Below are 15,394 nucleotides of genomic sequence, written 5' to 3' on the forward strand. Positions count from 1 at the left end.
GGATCTGACGCGTCGAAACTCTGAGAACGCGTGGGTGCATCGCAACGGCATTCAATCTGCGTTCTGGGCCCGTCGCGTGGCATCCGGCGCTCGTGACGCCGCAAACATCAGCCAGCCCACCCCAAAGAGGGCAGTCGGCGCCCACAGGATGAGATGCGCCAGCAACACGACAGCTGCTGCAATCCCTGTCTCCACCCCGGCCAACGCAAAAGCCTGAAGTCCGAAAAATTCAAACGGGCCGAAATGACCGGGAAGACTGGGCACTAATGTCCCGAGTGTGCTGAAGGCGAACGCCAGAAACGGTTTCATTAGGACATCGATTGCCCCACCCAAACTCACCCAGGCTCCGAGGAAGACGACGCTTTCCAAGAGCCACAAGGCAAGCGACATAATCGTTAGTGTGACCAGGCTGCGCCAGGAGCTGATTTGCCTGACAGCCTGGGATGCAGCTTTCAACGCGGCGATCACCACCACAACGGGAGCGAATTTTACCCGGTTGAAGAACCTTTCGAGCAGGCGGCATAATAGCGCCGGGGCGAACAACAACGTCGACCCGCCGGCAAGGGCGATGACTAGCAAAAGCTGGAAATTCCACACCAGTGCGGGCGGAGCCTTCAGGTCCAGCATGGCCAGTGCCACACCGCCCAAAAAAGCGATGGTTACCAAATCGAGGATGCGCTCCACCAGCATGGTGCCCATGACCGTCCCCGCGGGAATGGAGAATTGGCGGCTAAACCACAAAATCCGAAAGGCGTCTCCCACCCGCAAGGGAAGAACATCGCTCATTCCAAAACTGGCAATAAAGGGGCCGATCGTCAGCCGCAACGGAAGATCGCGACCACTCGTCGACTGCAACATCATCCAAAACCGGACCGCCCTCAGGAAGAAGTCGGCCACAAACGCAAGGACGGCAAGCAGGAGTGGCGCAAGGGTCGCACCGGCAAGCAGGGTGACAACCTCATCGAGCCTGACATTGCGCATGGCAAGGTAGACGAAGCCCACCCCAACGATCACCCCAAGTCCGACCCGGACAATTCTGGCCACGCGGCCCTGTGTGACGGCGGTTTGATCAGCCACTTTGATTGGCCGTATATTGGACATGGAGCGCGGCAAGCGTGGTGCGATTGGTGATCTCCAATTTGCGATAAATGTTGTGCAGATGGATGCTGATCGTTCCTTCCGTTGTTCCCAGTTTCTGTGCAATCGCCCTGTTTGATAATCCGCCGCAGATCAATACCGCGACCTCCCGCTCACGCGTGGTCAGCAGATTGAGTTTTTCAGGGGTGTTGGACGGCAGCGCGCTCGTTGCCCTGGTCACCAATTCGGGGGGCAACCATTTCTCTCCGCCTGCCACCTGTCGCATACAGTCCAGCAGTGCTTCGGGAGCATATTCCTTCAATAGGATACCCCATGCCCCCATGGAGATCGCATCCGCGATCTGGCGGCCCGTCAGGCTCGCAGCGAGGAAGATCACCTTCACCACCAACCGCCTCTCGACAATGGCCCGCTGAATTTCCAGCCCGCCGGTATCCGGCATCGAAACATCGAGTACGGCCAGATCGGGCCGGAGATCGCATATGAGCGACAGCGCCTGCGTCCCGCTCGCCGTTGCCGCCAGAACCTCAAACTCCGTCGCTGCGTTTAACAGACCCTGCAGTCCGCGAAGCAGCAAAGGATGATCGTCGGCGAGCACCACGGAATACATCAATGGGCTCCCTGCTTCAAAGGTAATGCGATCAACAGATTAAGCCCCGGCGATGCGCGGCCGATCGTCAGGTTCCCCTTGAGTTCGCTAACGCGCGCGGACAGTGACAAGGGCCGTTTCGACATAGCGTCGGTTTCTATCCCCAATCCATTGTCGGAGATTTCGAGTTCGAGCCTCCCATCGACCAGAATGAGCGTGATCCGCACTTGTGTCGCCTTGCCGTGCCGGATGGAATTGGCCGTAGCCTCAGACACAAGCTGCATGATTTCATGCAGCATCGTTTTGGGCAGGTCGATATCCGGTGGGTCCAGGGAGATCTCGATCTGGCAATCCCATTGCTGTTGTAGAAGCTTGATCAAGCCCGGCAGCGTCTGGTTGAGTGGCGCGTCAGCATACTGGTCGATCGATCGCTGACCTTCGACATACCGCCTGATGCGCTGTTGCAGGTGGAAGACAAGTGCGTTGACATCCGCCACATTCGCCTTCGTTTCGTCGGGTGCCGATTTGGCGATGAGCTTGAGCTTCAGGCTTGCCGCCGTAAGGTCCTGCAGAATACTGTCATGCAGGTCCCGGGCGAGGCGGGTGCGCTCCGCTGACCGTGCCGCTTCGGTAGCTTGCTGCATCAGTGCCAGGCGCTCCAGCTCTGACCTGAACCTCATCGCAACAATTTCGGTGAGCGAGACGCACTCGTCTGAACGGCATGCCGGATCAATGACGAAGACCCGGCCGCGATATCGAACACTGGAAAACATTGCCGAGCAGATGTATCTCACCGGCCTACCCGCCTCGCCTGCCAACTCCGGCAGGTCACGGAGAATGGCCGACAACGCTTCCGCGTTGACCACGGATGCTTCGCCGCGGCCGAAATCAGGCATATGCTCCGGATCGTGCCGATCCCAAAATGCAGCACCGCTAACGTCTATGAGCCGCAGTTCCCTATTCAGCCAGTAGGCGACACTACCAATATCCTGTTCTTGATCCCGCCAGACGACCACCACGCAAGATGCGCCCAAAACTCCAGCTGCGTGTCGAAATAATCCGCCGAGCCATGATGCCCGATCGCCGGTAATGGCATCGAATGGCCAGTCGGCGAGCTGCGTCAAACGTTGCCGGTTATGCTCGCGATAAGCCCCGAAATAGCCAAGCATCACGGCCGCTACCATGAAGTAGGTCGCACGCATAATGAACACATTGAGCTCGGATTCGCCATCTTCCAAATCGGGTAGACCGACAATGATAAGAACGATCTGCATGGTGAGCGCGCCGAGTATCGCCCCCCTCAAGCCCCAGCGGATGGTCATCGCCAACAGGATAAACGGTAGAAAGGAGAAAAACGGGCTGGTGAGTTCGTTTGTTAAAAAGGCGAGCCAACCAAGCACCGCGGCATCGACTAGGTGAACGATGAGGTGGATCGGGCTGTCGAGCGGCATGCGCAACGGGAACACGACCAGGAGCAGGGAGAAAACCACGTACAGTCCGAGGCTTGTCTGCGATTCATCGAGAAATACCGCCGGCTGCGTGGGATCAAGATAGACGGCCAGTACAGCAAAGAGCGCCGTGACGAAACGCCCGATGCTGATCAACCATTCAGGGTCGGCTGCGAGCAGAAAATTCCTGGTTAACCCTCCCGCCCTTCTTGCCGGGCCGCTGCTGGAACTGGAGCGGTTCGCCTGCGTCACGGGGCCGGAAACAAGCCTTGCCATGCGAAACTCCTTCTCGAAGCACCGTTAGCAGCCGCGGCCGGCAGGATCCATTATATTAAGTACTGCTAAATTCTCGTTGTTTCCGGGTCCTGTGTCAATGATGGGATGCGTTTCAGTCCATAATGCCCCGCAGATCGGCACGCGCGCACGGTTCAGCCCACCCATCCGAATTATGAACGCGTTATAGGCGTTGTAAGACCGGCCTTACGCCTTACGGATGGCCCGGATGCCGACAGCGCATTTATCCCATACGGGAGGCGTAGCAGTGATGCGCGCGGCATCAAGCGCCGCCCATCGGCCAATGCTCAGGAGGATGACGATCCACTATATTGTGGTAATTTCAGGAAGTGCTAAAATTAAAGTTGGCTGGCTAGAAAAGCCCCATTCTGGTCGGCTGGGGTTTTGGCTGTCCCCAAGGTCAAGCCTCTGAAAATCGCCACCATTATTAATGGGAGGAGCGATAAGAGGCCTGGGTGGCGACCTTGCACGTTACCCAGGCCTTTTCCTTCTAAATCCACCGACCTTCCGTCGTTTCGCGCCAAACCTGTAAGGCCTGGATCTCGTCCAAACCTTCGTTTGATGGCAGACCGCCATTCAAATGGCTCAGCTGATCAGACCGTTGTTCGCCGCAGCGAAGACGTCGGTATATCCTGTATGCCGCCACGAAAGTCTTGGATGTCCTGAAGCTGGAACTTGTTTGCCCGGCTTTCCTTTTGACGTTGGACTGGACGCCGCCAGGGCGCCGATGCTCACCTGCTTTTGAGGTGATCACCCATGGTGAGGTAAGGCCCAAGCAGGGTTGGACAGGATATGCTCAAAATTGCAATCCCTATACCTCTGTGAAGAACACAGTATTCCCGTTTTCATTCCGGCAAAGTCGGGTCAGATCGCCAGTCAATATTGTCTAGAATTTCTATAGACTATAAGGTAGAGTTTGTGATCTGAACTCTGGCAATGGCAACGAAGCTACTCGCAAAAACGTCACTCCGTTTTGTAAAGGAAGCAAAGCATGGCTCCGCAAATATGCCTCAATCAGACACTCGCCGATTTCCACGACAAGCGGGCAACAACCATGCCGGCCGATCAGCTGAAGGCGAATGTGGATCAGCGACGTTTGCTTGCAGAAACGGCCGACCGCTCGCTTTTTGTCAAGCGGGGAGACAGTGTGCAGGCCTTCACCCTGGCAGAGGTTGATGAGGGTGACCTCACTCTGGATGTGCTTCTGGAAAACGGGCCCCTCGTGCTGATCTTTTTCCGTTTCGCCAAATCGCCAACGTGCAATGTCACCCTCTCCTACTATAATCGGTATTTAGCCCCCGACTTGGCAAGGATAGGTGCAACTCTGGTTGGCGTCAGCCCTCAAGCGCCGCAAAATCTGCGGGAGATCAAGGAGCAGCAAGCGCTGGACTTCCGGATTGCCACGGATAGAAACAACGTACTCGGCCGCCGCTTCGGCATACTGTATTGGTTGGACGAGCCTTCGCGGCGCGTAGCGTCCAGCAGCTTGGTCCAACTGGAGGCAACGACAGAGGCCGGAAAATGGGAACTGCCAATGCCAGCGGCAATCGTCATCGATCGAAACCACACCGTGCGATTTTCCGACGTTAGTCCAGATTGGCTCGTGCGCACGGAGCCGGCCGATATTATCGCCGCCGTTCAAGACCTTGTGGGCCTTCCCGCCGCGCAGCAACGGATGCACGTCCTCGTGTAAATGGCACCGGTCGGGATGGAGGCCGCTCAGCCAACAATCGTTCCCCATCCGTCATAACCTCCAGCGCAAGATTGGCGAAAGGATTAGGCTGCTTCCCGCGCCCAGCGTGGCAATCGCGCCATAAATGATGACTTCGAAGACACCCTCGCCCACGTAGTTGGCCTGGGAGTGCGAAGGCGCTTGGAAAAGCCTGCCGTATGGGTGAGATGTCACTTGCTGGCGTGTCCACGGCGAGAGGCACCACCGTTTCTCGAGGTAAATCATCACCCATGCAATCCAGCTAAAGTTCAGATAGCCTTTGAGCCCGCGCCTCGAAGGGCAAGCTTTCCCCGCGGCTTTTTCCGTTTCAGCTAAGTGCCATAGGCGCGTGCACTATACCTGACAGAATGCTGACAACCACGCTCAGTGGCCTGTCAGTTGCCGAATGCCAGTCTCCGCCCGTCCCGAAACAAGGAAAAGGATAAAGACATGCATAGCGCATTCAAGAAGATGTTGCTCGTTTCGACAATCGGCCTTCTCAGCGTGACTGGAGGGCCGGTCGTGACCTCGGTACTGGCACTTGGTCCAAACCATCCCCTGGCAGCGACGGCGCTCGCAGATAGCGGAACCACCAGCAGCTTCGAAGCCGGCCCGAATGGTGGCTATGACACCAGTTCTAGCGGCGGCAACGACAACGGCACCGGCGGTACCGGAAGTGACACAGGCTCTGGTGGTTCGAGTAACGACTCAGGTGCTGGCGGTACAAGCAGCGACACAGGTGCTGGTGGCGCGAGCAGCGACACAGGTGCTGGCGGCGCGAGCAGCGACACAGGTGCTGGCGGCGCGAGCAGCGACACAGGCGCTGGCGGCGCGAGCAGCGACACAGGCGCTGGCGGCGCGAGCAGCGACACAGGTGCTGGTGGTGCGAGCAGCGACACCGGCGCTGGCGGTGCGAGCAGCGACACAGGTGCTGGTGGCGCGAGCAGCGACACAGGTGCTGGTGGCGCGAGCAGCGACACAGGTGCTGGTGGCGCGAGCAGCGACACAGGTGCTGGCGGCGCGAGCAGCGACACAGGCGCTGGCGGCGCGAGCAGCGACACAGGTGCTGGTGGTGCGAGCAGCGACACAGGCGCTGGCGGTGCGAGCAGCGACACAGGTGCTGGCGGTGCGAGCAGCGACACAGGTGCTGGTGGCGCGAGCAGCGACACAGGTGCTGGTGGCGCGAGCAGCGACACAGGTGCTGGTGGCGCGAGCAGCGACACAGGTGCTGGTGGCGCGAGCAGCGACACAGGTGCTGGCGGCGCGAGCAGCGACACAGCTGCTGGCGGTGCAAGCAGCGACACAGGTGCTGGTAGCTCAAGCGGTGAGACAAGTGCTGGCACCGGTGGCGCCGGCTAATCGAGCAACGCTAACTGCACGGAGGCGGCAGCTTCGTCGCCTCCCTATGCCGGCCGTGTTAGTCGGCCATGAATCCAGGCGCCCCGCATCAGAACTGATGCGGGGCGCCTGGATTTGATCGAAAATTATCTGCCGGCCCGTGTTTCGTCACTTTTATGGTTAATTCTGCCGGGCAACTTGTCGAGGGGTAATGAAAATTCGTGTTCGGCTGGATCTGATGGGATTGCGCGATGCCGTGCCGCGGAGGCGACGGCATCTTGGCGTTCTTTTGTCGTGGTCCCTTGCCTTGTCCCTCGCACAGATGATCGGGGGCAGCGAGGCATTCGCGGATGGTGGCGCGGCAGGCAGCGAGGCAAATTCCGGCTCGAACGGCGACCGCGATGCACGCAATCCGTCCACGGCGGACACAACTGATGGCGATAGCCGTGATGGGCAGCCGACCCAAAGGCAATCGGAAGTCCGGGAAAGTACGGACCAGGAGAACGCGCGTGCAGCCGTAGCTCAAGGGCGGGTCCTGCCTTTGAAAGATGTGCTCGCTGGGGTTGATCCAGATAGATACGGCACTGTCATTGCCGTCGATCTCCGGCAGTACATGGGTAAAGATGTCTATCGGTTGAAGACACGAGACGGTTTGGGCGTGATCCACGAAATCAGAATCAATGCACATACCGGCAAATTCATAAACGTCTTCGGATTTTGAGGCACACATGCGCATACTTCTGGCAGAGGACGATCTCAATATCGCCGGTCATGTGCGTGGAAAACTGGAAGCCGAAGGCTATGCGGTCGATACGCTGGCGCACGGGCCCGATATCTGGGAGCGGGGTGAGGATGGCAGCTATGCGGCGATCATCCTTGACCTTGGCCTGCCGGGCCTGGATGGACTATCGATTTTGAAGCGATGGCGGCAGGATGGGGTTGAAACACCGGTCGTGGTGTTGACGGCCCGTGGGTCGTGGATGGAGCGGGTCGATGGGTTCGACGCCGGAGCAGACGACTACATACCAAAACCATTTCGCGCGGAAGAATTGGTGGCCCGGTTGAGGGCGCTTCTGCGCCGCGCCGGACCAAGGTTTCAAGTCGTCAAGTCGGCGGGCCGCTTTACCCTGGATGAGACAACCCGTCGTGTTACTTTCGATGGCGGGGTGCTCGAACTCAGTCCCTTGGAATACCGTATGGTCGCGTATTTCATCGAAAGAAAGGGCGAAGTCCTGACCCAGTTCGAACTGGCAAGCCATGTTCAGGGCCGGGACGATGATTCAGCGAAAAATGCGGTCGAGGCGATGATTGGGCGATTGCGCCGCAAAACCGAAAACGCCGCTATCGAGACACGGCGCGGCTTCGGCTATCTGTTGCCGGAAACGCCTTCATGACGCGCTCGCTGCGGCTGCGACTGGCGGTCGGGGCGGTGATCGCGATCGGTCTGGTAGTTCTCGTGGTTTGGCTGTCGCTCGGCCGATTCTTCACCGACTATGTCGTTGCCCGGTATCGCGGCGAAATGGCCACGATAATCGACACGCTCGCTGCCGAACTTGCAGTGCGAGACGGCGAGCTCGCATTGGGCCGCGGACCTGCGGATCCGCGTTTCGACCTTCCGACAGGCGGGCGATACTGGCAGATTTCGCCCTTGAAGGGCAAAGCCATGCGGTCACGCTCGCTGTGGGACACAACGATCGACGTCAGCACGTCGACCGACTCTCCCTATGAAGGATTTTCCATCAGCGAAGGTCCGGATGGGCAACCATTGCTCGTCCAAAGTCAGGTTCTGTCACTCGGCGCAAATGCGCCTTCGGTGCGCTTCGTCGCATCTGCGGCGTTCCCGCAAAAGGAGCTTGATGCCGCGCTCGGTGATTTTCAGGGACGTTTGAGGCTGATGCTGGTTGCGACCGCCGGCGTATTGGCCGCCGGCGCATTTTTTCAAGGCGCCCTCGGGTTGGTGCCACTTCGCCGCCTCAGCGAGAGGGCGGCGGCGGTGCGAGCCGGCCGCGCCCGGGACTTTGGAACGGCGGGCCCAAGCGAAATGCAGCCGCTGGTCAGCGAGATCAACCTGCTTCTGGAGGAGCGGGAAGTCGCTGTGGAGCGCGCCAGGGCACGGGCCAGCGACCTTGCCCATGGGCTCAAAACGCCGCTGACGGTCCTTGCGCAGCTTGCCGAACACCTTCCGCCCGAAGAACGGAAGTTGGCACTTCGGCAGGTTGAGCTTGCCCGCCAGCGTGCCGACCGTCAATTGCAGGCGGCGCGCATGGGCGTCGAACGAATGGCGACGACGTCCATCATGGGCCTCGGCGGCAAGCTTGTCAGCGTCTTGAGGCCTGTCACCGCCGAGCGGGATATCGCCTGGCGGGTCTCCATCGATAGCTCGCTCTCGCTTGACGTCGATCCGGCCGACCTGGCTGAGTGCCTCGGCAACCTGCTCGACAACGCGGCAAAATGGGCGCGATCGTTTATTCGCTTCTCCGCTCATCGATCAAAGGACGAGATTGCGATCCTTATCGAGGACGACGGGCCCGGGATCGCCGAACAAGATCGCGAATCCATCCTGCAAAGGGGGGCGCGGCTTGACAACGCAGACGACAGGGAGCCGGACGGAACCGGGCTCGGCCTGGCAATCAGTGCGGATATCGCCGACGCCTATGGAGCCTCTTTGACCCTCGGGCAATCCGACCTGGGCGGGCTGAAGGCAATGTTGACCTTTCCGGTAAAGGTCGCCCGACGGCCACTGCGCGATCCTGTTTGACGGCATAGCACCCGACCTCATCGGTTATCAGCGGGCGTTGTGGAGACAACTTGTCACCAATTGCGAAAAACATTCAACCAATGAGTTGACTATACGGAGTGACGCGCATATATTCAACCACATGATTGAACAACATGCATTGCAAATGAATTCCGTCTTTCATGCCCTTGGTGATGCCACGCGCCGGCAGATGCTCCGTGACCTGGCTGGGGGAGAGCGGACGGTGAGCGAACTGGCCGGGCCGTTTTCGATTTCATTGGCCGCGGCGTCAAAGCATATCAAGGTTCTGGAGGGTGCGGGCATGATCCGCCGCGAAGTGCGCGGACGCACCCACCATTGCCGCCTTGAGCCTGCGCCGCTTGCCAGCGCCCATGAGTGGCTAGGATTCTACGAACGCTTCTGGACCGACCGCCTGGATGCCCTCGAACAATTGCTGCGCGAGGAAGACGAAAAAACCAAGCCTTGATCACAGAGGCTCCCACTGTTTGCAGCAGAAGGAGACGACCGATGAACACGCTTGCCCCAACGAATTCGTATGGCGTGCTGATCGAGCCCGCCACGCTGAAGATGGAACGCCTGCTACCCGGCCCCATCGACCGGGTCTGGGCCTACCTGACCCAGAGCGACCTGCGCAGCCAGTGGATGGCGGCGGGCGAGATGCCGATGAAGATCGATGCATCCTTCGAGCTCGTCTGGCGCAACAACACCCTATCCGATCCGCCGGGCAAGCGGCCAGAAGGCTTTGCCGAGGTTCAGCGCATGCAGAGCCGGATTACTGCGCTCGATCCGCCCCACAGGCTCGCCATCACCTGGGACGGCAGCGGCAGCGTGTCCTTCGAACTGGAGCCGAGAGGCAAGGACGTGCTCCTGACCGTCATCCACCGCCGCGTGCCGGACCGCGCCGCGGCCCTGATGTTCGGTGCTGGCTGGCACATGCATCTCGACACGTTGGCCGCCCGCCTGAGGGGCGAGGCAACGGAACCGTTCTGGGATGGCTGGAGCCGCCTAAGGACCGAATATGACCGGATCATCCCGGCCTGAACATAACCCATGAAACGGAGACAACCATGACAAGTCACAGTTTCACCACCAGCTTTACCGTCGATCAAACACCGGAGACTGCCTTTGCCGCCATCAACAATGTTCGCGGCTGGTGGTCACAGGCCATCGAAGGCCCGACCGACGTGGCCGGCAGCACGTTCGACTATCACTTCCAGGATATTCATCGCTGCACGATCAAGGTGACCGAGCTGATCCCTGGCCGAAAGGTCGTCTGGCAGATCATCGACAACTATTTCAGCTTCACCGACGACGAAACCGAGTGGAAGGGCACTCAGATCATCTTCGATATCTCGCGAGCCGGCGGCCTGACAGAAGTTCGCTTTACCCACGAAGGCCTTGTTCCTGAATACGAATGCTACGACGCCTGCTCCGATGGATGGAGCACTTATATCAACGGCAGTCTGCGAAACCTGATCGCGATAGGCAAGGGTGACCCCAATCTCGGCGACCCAATGACCAATACGGAACAGAAGCTGACGGCCTAAGCCGGCCTACGGCGCTGCTGCGGGCTCAGCCGGATGCAGCGCTGCAGGTTGCCGCGGCCATGCATCGCTTTCGATTTCGGCTAAGAGGCGAAATTCGCCCGGCGATTAAACGCGACCACCGACCGCAGCCCGGTGATGACCCGGCTGGTTCTCAGGCAAGCATCGTATTCCATGAAATGGAGATCAGCATGAACGCATCTTCCTATCGCTGGATCATTGTTGCAGCCGGCGGCCTGCTCGGCTGTCTCGCAATAGGTGCGATGTTTTCCCTACCCGTCTTCCTTTTACCCATCGCGCGCGGTACCGGCTGGTCTGTCACCGGCATTTCCAGCGCCATGACCATCGGCTTCCTGGCGATGGCGCTCGCGAGCATGGTCTGGGGCTCCCTGTCGGATCGCTGGGGCTCCCGCATCGTCGTACTGACCGGGTCGATCATCCTGACGGCCAGCCTCGCGCTTGCCAGCAGGGCAACATCACTGATTGAATTCCAATTGGTCTTCGGCCTTGTCGTTGGCGGTGCCACCGCGGCCATCTTTGCGCCGCTGATGGCCTGTGTCACCGGGTGGTTCGACACCCATCGCAGCCTTGCGGTTTCCCTCGTCTCAGCCGGCATGGGCATGGCTCCGATGACCATGTCTCCGCTCGCAGCTTGGCTCGTCACCGTCTATGACTGGCGACAATCGATGTTGATTATCGCAGCCCTCGCCGCCGCCATCATGATCCCGGCATCGCTCCTCATCCGCAACCCGCCAGTATCGAAGCAGGAGAGTGACGGTATCCCTGGCGAAGAGGGACCACAGGCGGGGATGACCACGGGACAAGCACTGCGCTCGCCGCAATTCATCGTCCTGATGCTGACCAACTTCTTCTGCTGCGCCACACATTCCGGCCCGATCTTCCATACGGTCAGCTACGCCATCAGCTGCGGCATCCCGATGATCGCCGCCGTCTCGATCTACAGCATCGAGGGCTTGGCCGGCATGGGCGGCCGTGTCGCCTTCGGCCTCCTAGGAGACCGTTATGGCGCCAAACGCATCCTGGTCATTGGTCTGTTGATCCAGGCATTTGGCGCACTCGCCTATGTGTTCGTGCGCGAGCTCTCGGGCTTCTATGCCGTGGCCGCCCTATTCGGTTTCATCTATGCCGGTGTCATGCCGCTCTACGCCGTTCTGGCGCGCGAAAACTTTCCCCAGCGGATGATGGGCACCATCATTGGCGGAACCGCCATGGCCGGCAGTCTCGGCATGGCAACCGGCCCGGTGGCAGGAGGTCTCATCTACGATACATTCGCCACCTATAGCTGGCTCTATATTGGAGCCTGGGGCATCGGCATCGGTGCGTTCCTGATCGCGATGACCTTCCGGCCGTTCCCGAAAGCAGCCCAGTCGCAACTGGCGCCGGCTTGAAACTCCCGCCCGGCTCCGGTTCCTGTGCCTCGGGTTGAAAACCGGGAGGCGGCCTGAAGGACCTAGACAACCGAAGCCGCCCCACAACTGGCCCAACAACTGGATTGTGACCCGGCGCCGATTATGCGACCATTCGCGCGGGAGGATGTCTGCATGGCGTCAGCCCGCGTGATACGCCGGTCCGGCGATCGCGCAGGAAGCTTACATCGTACCCGAACTCAAGCTGCGTGAACATCGGGAGCAGGCCGAGGAACTGATCCGCATCAGCCGTTCGGGGCTCGAAGCTCTTTTCACGCAGATCGCTGAGCAGAATTATGTACTGCTGCTGTCTGATGCGCGCGGCGTCACGGTCGATTTCATGGGTGATCCGACTTTTGACAATCAGCTGCGCAAGGCAGGGCTCTATCTCGGCTCCGAGTGGTCGGAAAGCCGTGCCGGCACCTGCGCAGTCGGAGCGTGCATCGTCTCCGGTGAGCCTGTCATCATCCATCAGGACGATCATTTCGACACCAGCCATATCGGGCTGACCTGCACTGCCGCCCCCGTCTTCGACACGCTGGGAGACCTCACCGCAGTGCTCGACATGTCGCAACTCCGCTCGCCGACGGCTAAAGCCAGCCAGCAACTGGCGCTGCATTTGGTCGCGTCCACCGCGCGACGCATCGAACTTGCCAACCTGATGACCCGCACGCGCAATGACTGGGTGCTGCGCCTTGCCCGCTCTCCAGAGTTTCTTGACGTCGATCCCGATGCCGCGATCGCGCTCGACGGAAGCGGCCGTATCACGGGCCTGACGCATGGCGGCTTCGGCGCGCTCACCCGCTCCATGAATATGCGTGGCCTTGCGACACGCGATTTCCTCGGCCAGCAGATATCCAACGTCTTCGACATCGATATTGACGATCTGCCGCGTTTCATGCGCGGCAGGCCGAACGGCGAGCGGCTGCTCCGGGCGCGCAACGGCCTGGTGCTGTTCGCCAGTGCCATCGCTCCTGCTGTCAATATCCGCGCACCTGCCGTGCCGGAGCCGCGCCTGCCGGGTGCACTTCGGGACCTCAGCAACGGGGACGCCGCTATGGAGCGGTTGCAAATTCGCGCGGCCAAACTGGCGGCGCGCGATATCCCGATCCTTATTCAGGGCGAGACGGGCAGCGGCAAGGAATATCTAGCGCGAGCAATCCACGACAGCTGTGGGGGCAGCGGAAATTTCGTTGCCGTCAATTGTGCCGCCATTCCGGAGCACCTGATCGAATCCGAGCTGTTTGGCTATGCGCCGGGCGCGTTTACGGGGGCCAACCAGAAGGGAAAGCGCGGGCTGATCGAGGAGGCAAGCGGCGGCACTCTTTTCCTGGATGAAATCGGCGACATGCCACTACCCCTCCAGAGCAGGCTATTACGGGTGCTTTCGGAAAACGAGGTCCAGCCGGTCGGCGCATTAAAGGCAAAGCCCGTTCGTCTTCGGGTGCTGTCCGCCTCACACCGCGACCTTGCCGATCTCGTCAAGGAAGGCCGCTTCCGGCAGGACCTCTACTACCGGCTGAACGCCGCGACGGTAAATCTGCCTGCACTGCGCGAACGCGAGGATCTTGGCTGGCTGGTCGATCAGCTGCTCCGGCGCCTCCAGAAGGAAAATGGCGCGGCCTACCGCATCGACAAGGCAGCGCGGGCGGCGCTGCTCGCGCACGACTGGCCGGGCAATCGGCGCGAACTCTCCAACGCACTGCGCGTGGCGGCGGCGCTGTCGGACGCTGGTGTCATCGATCTCGACTGCCTGCCGGAACACCTCTTTACCGGGAGCGCGACGATCTCGTCCAAGACAGACGGCGACCTGCGCCAGGCGCTCCACGACTGTGGCGAAAACGTCTCGGCGCTGGCGCGAAAACTGGGCGTCAACCGGTCCACGATTCACCGCCGCCTGAAGCGTCTGAACTGACGCAACGGCTGCAACACCTGTTGCGCCCAAGGTGTTGCATCTATCTGGCCGATCAACAATGTATCTTCACAACATATTGAGAACGCGAGGGAAATAGGCCTCAGCCCATTCTGGCACGCCGCTTGCTGACCTTCTGTACAAGAACAACAGGAGGAAATTCAATGAAGGCACTGCGCTTTCACGCCGCCAAGGATCTGCGCATCGAAGAGGTGAATGCGCCCGCCGCGCCGGGGCCGGGGGAAGTACTTGTCGAAAACAGGTTCTGCGGCATCTGCGGCACGGATTTGCACGAATATGCCTATGGCCCAATCTTCGTGCCGAAGGAACCACACCCGTTCACCGGCGCGCATGGGCCGCAAATTCTCGGCCATGAATTCGGTGGCTCGGTCAAAGCTGTTGGCGAGGGCGTCAGCCATGTACAGCCCGGCGACCGCGTATCGATCCAGCCTCTCATCATGCCACGCCATGGCGACTACTATGCCGATCGCGGCCTCTTCCACCTGAGTGCCAATCTCGCGCTCGCCGGCCTCTCCTGGCATTCCGGCGGCATGGCTCAACAGGCCCTTCTCAACGACTACAACGTCCAGCCGATCCCTGACGCGCTCTCCGATCAGGAAGCCGCACTCATCGAGCCGACGGCTGTTGCCGTCTACGCCTGCGACCGGGGCGGCGTGACGGCCGGCCACAGCGTGCTCGTCACCGGCGCCGGGCCGATCGGCATTCTTGTCGCCATGGCAGCCCGTGCGGCCGGTGCCTCGCAAATCTTCCTTTCCGATCTCAATGACACACGGCTGTCACTGGCAAGGGAGGCGCTCGGTGAGGTTCGCACCATCAATCCGAAAACAGAAAAGGTAGGCGATGTCATCCGGGCCGAGACCGAAGGCAATGCCGGTTGCGATGTCGCGATCGAGTGTGTCGGCAACGAACATGCGCTCAAGAACTGCGCCGACGCCGTCCGCAAGCAAGGCGTCGTTGTGCAGACAGGGCTCCATCCCGGCGACAACCCGCTGAACTGGTTCGACGTCACCTTCAAGGACATCGATATCCGCGGCTCCTGGGCTTATCCGACCCACTATTGGCCGCGCGTCGCACGGCTGATCGCCAGCGGCCAGATTCCGGCGAGCCGGATCGTCACGAAATATGTTTCGCTCAACGAGGCCGTCACGGAGGGCTTCGACCAATTGCTCGACCCTGGCGGCAAGCACCTCAAAATCCTGATCGACCTGTCACGATAGACCGATCCGTCTTGCGGGGCGGTTGAGGAGCCGTCCCGTT

The 15,394-nt window shown here is 60.2% G+C and carries 13 protein-coding genes and 1 pseudogene; 11 read left to right on the forward strand and 3 right to left on the reverse strand.

Features of this window, described 5'->3' with window-relative positions; translation table 11 throughout:
- Positions 1–51: 51 nt before the first annotated feature.
- Genes ACSQ3J_RS29795 through ACSQ3J_RS29805 form a run of 3 tightly spaced genes read right to left on the reverse strand, consistent with a single transcriptional unit; the run spans position 52 to position 3,408 of the window.
- Positions 52–1,077 carry a lysylphosphatidylglycerol synthase transmembrane domain-containing protein gene (locus ACSQ3J_RS29795; RefSeq protein WP_436040969.1) on the reverse strand — a complete coding sequence of 342 codons (1,026 nt, stop codon included), beginning with the start codon at positions 1,075–1,077 and terminating at the stop codon, positions 52–54.
- Positions 1,070–1,705, reverse strand: a complete 636-nt coding sequence (locus ACSQ3J_RS29800) for a response regulator (RefSeq protein WP_436040970.1) — start codon at positions 1,703–1,705, stop codon at positions 1,070–1,072. Before ACSQ3J_RS29800 ends, ACSQ3J_RS29795 begins: the two co-directional genes overlap by 8 nt.
- On the reverse strand, positions 1,705–3,408 hold the full coding sequence (locus ACSQ3J_RS29805) for a sensor histidine kinase (protein WP_060503267.1): 1,704 nt from the start codon (positions 3,406–3,408) through the stop codon (positions 1,705–1,707). The genes ACSQ3J_RS29800 and ACSQ3J_RS29805 overlap by 1 nt, the downstream gene beginning before the upstream one ends.
- Positions 3,409–4,417: 1,009 nt before the next feature.
- Here ACSQ3J_RS29805 and ACSQ3J_RS29810 point away from each other — a divergent pair.
- From ACSQ3J_RS29810 to ACSQ3J_RS29860, 11 genes and pseudogenes are all read left to right on the forward strand, one after another.
- Entirely contained in the window at positions 4,418–5,119 is a 702-nt protein-coding gene (locus ACSQ3J_RS29810; RefSeq protein WP_060503266.1) for a peroxiredoxin-like family protein, read from the forward strand.
- Between the two features lie 643 nt (positions 5,120–5,762).
- On the forward strand, positions 5,763–6,614 hold the full coding sequence (locus tag ACSQ3J_RS29815) for a hypothetical protein (protein WP_436040971.1): 852 nt from the start codon (positions 5,763–5,765) through the stop codon (positions 6,612–6,614).
- A 72-nt stretch (positions 6,615–6,686) separates the two neighbouring features.
- Positions 6,687–7,196, forward strand: coding sequence for a PepSY domain-containing protein (locus ACSQ3J_RS29820; RefSeq protein ID WP_436040972.1), 510 nt, complete (start codon positions 6,687–6,689; stop codon positions 7,194–7,196).
- A gap of 7 nt (positions 7,197–7,203) precedes the next feature.
- A complete protein-coding gene (locus ACSQ3J_RS29825; protein WP_060503262.1) occupies positions 7,204–7,869 on the forward strand; it encodes a response regulator transcription factor in 666 nt (221 codons plus the stop codon).
- Entirely contained in the window at positions 7,866–9,233 is a 1,368-nt protein-coding gene (locus ACSQ3J_RS29830; RefSeq protein WP_436040973.1) for a sensor histidine kinase, read from the forward strand. The genes ACSQ3J_RS29825 and ACSQ3J_RS29830 overlap by 4 nt, the downstream gene beginning before the upstream one ends.
- Before the next feature lie 121 nt (positions 9,234–9,354).
- Complete coding sequence (locus ACSQ3J_RS29835; protein WP_060503260.1) at positions 9,355–9,699, forward strand: ArsR/SmtB family transcription factor; 345 nt, start codon at positions 9,355–9,357, stop codon at positions 9,697–9,699.
- A gap of 41 nt (positions 9,700–9,740) precedes the next feature.
- Entirely contained in the window at positions 9,741–10,274 is a 534-nt protein-coding gene (locus ACSQ3J_RS29840; protein ID WP_060503259.1) for an SRPBCC family protein, read from the forward strand.
- 26 nt (positions 10,275–10,300) lie between these two features.
- Complete coding sequence (locus ACSQ3J_RS29845) at positions 10,301–10,780, forward strand: SRPBCC family protein (RefSeq protein WP_060503258.1); 480 nt, start codon at positions 10,301–10,303, stop codon at positions 10,778–10,780.
- Positions 10,781–10,968: 188 nt separating this feature from the next.
- Positions 10,969–12,186 carry an MFS transporter gene (locus tag ACSQ3J_RS29850; protein WP_060503347.1) on the forward strand — a complete coding sequence of 406 codons (1,218 nt, stop codon included), beginning with the start codon at positions 10,969–10,971 and terminating at the stop codon, positions 12,184–12,186.
- A gap of 181 nt (positions 12,187–12,367) precedes the next feature.
- A pseudogene (locus tag ACSQ3J_RS29855) lies at positions 12,368–14,119 on the forward strand (sigma-54-dependent Fis family transcriptional regulator); the annotation flags it as partial.
- A 161-nt stretch (positions 14,120–14,280) separates the two neighbouring features.
- The gene (locus ACSQ3J_RS29860; RefSeq protein WP_436040974.1) at positions 14,281–15,354 is read left to right on the forward strand and encodes a 2,3-butanediol dehydrogenase; all 1,074 of its coding nucleotides are present in this window, start codon (positions 14,281–14,283) and stop codon (positions 15,352–15,354) included.
- Positions 15,355–15,394 lie beyond the last annotated feature (40 nt).

Origin of the sequence: Rhizobium sp. LjRoot98, assembly GCF_964252935.1 — a bacterium.
Lineage (GTDB): Bacteria > Pseudomonadota > Alphaproteobacteria > Rhizobiales > Rhizobiaceae > Pararhizobium.

Bases quoted from the DNA above. Each gene is read 5' to 3' on its own strand.
- ACSQ3J_RS29815 (WP_436040971.1), top strand. From the start codon at position 5,763: ATGACACCAGTTCTAGCGGCGGCAACGACAACGGCACCGGCGGTACCG.
- ACSQ3J_RS29845 (WP_060503258.1), top strand. From the start codon at position 10,301: ATGACAAGTCACAGTTTCACCACCAGCTTTACCGTCGATCAAACACCG.
- ACSQ3J_RS29800 (WP_436040970.1), bottom strand. From the start codon at position 1,705: ATGTATTCCGTGGTGCTCGCCGACGATCATCCTTTGCTGCTTCGCGGA.
- ACSQ3J_RS29810 (WP_060503266.1), top strand. From the start codon at position 4,418: ATGGCTCCGCAAATATGCCTCAATCAGACACTCGCCGATTTCCACGAC.
- ACSQ3J_RS29860 (WP_436040974.1), top strand. From the start codon at position 14,281: ATGAAGGCACTGCGCTTTCACGCCGCCAAGGATCTGCGCATCGAAGAG.
- ACSQ3J_RS29835 (WP_060503260.1), top strand. From the start codon at position 9,355: ATGATTGAACAACATGCATTGCAAATGAATTCCGTCTTTCATGCCCTT.
- ACSQ3J_RS29825 (WP_060503262.1), top strand. From the start codon at position 7,204: ATGCGCATACTTCTGGCAGAGGACGATCTCAATATCGCCGGTCATGTG.
- ACSQ3J_RS29830 (WP_436040973.1), top strand. From the start codon at position 7,866: ATGACGCGCTCGCTGCGGCTGCGACTGGCGGTCGGGGCGGTGATCGCG.
- ACSQ3J_RS29840 (WP_060503259.1), top strand. From the start codon at position 9,741: ATGAACACGCTTGCCCCAACGAATTCGTATGGCGTGCTGATCGAGCCC.
- ACSQ3J_RS29820 (WP_436040972.1), top strand. From the start codon at position 6,687: ATGAAAATTCGTGTTCGGCTGGATCTGATGGGATTGCGCGATGCCGTG.
- ACSQ3J_RS29850 (WP_060503347.1), top strand. From the start codon at position 10,969: ATGAACGCATCTTCCTATCGCTGGATCATTGTTGCAGCCGGCGGCCTG.
- ACSQ3J_RS29805 (WP_060503267.1), bottom strand. From the start codon at position 3,408: ATGGCAAGGCTTGTTTCCGGCCCCGTGACGCAGGCGAACCGCTCCAGT.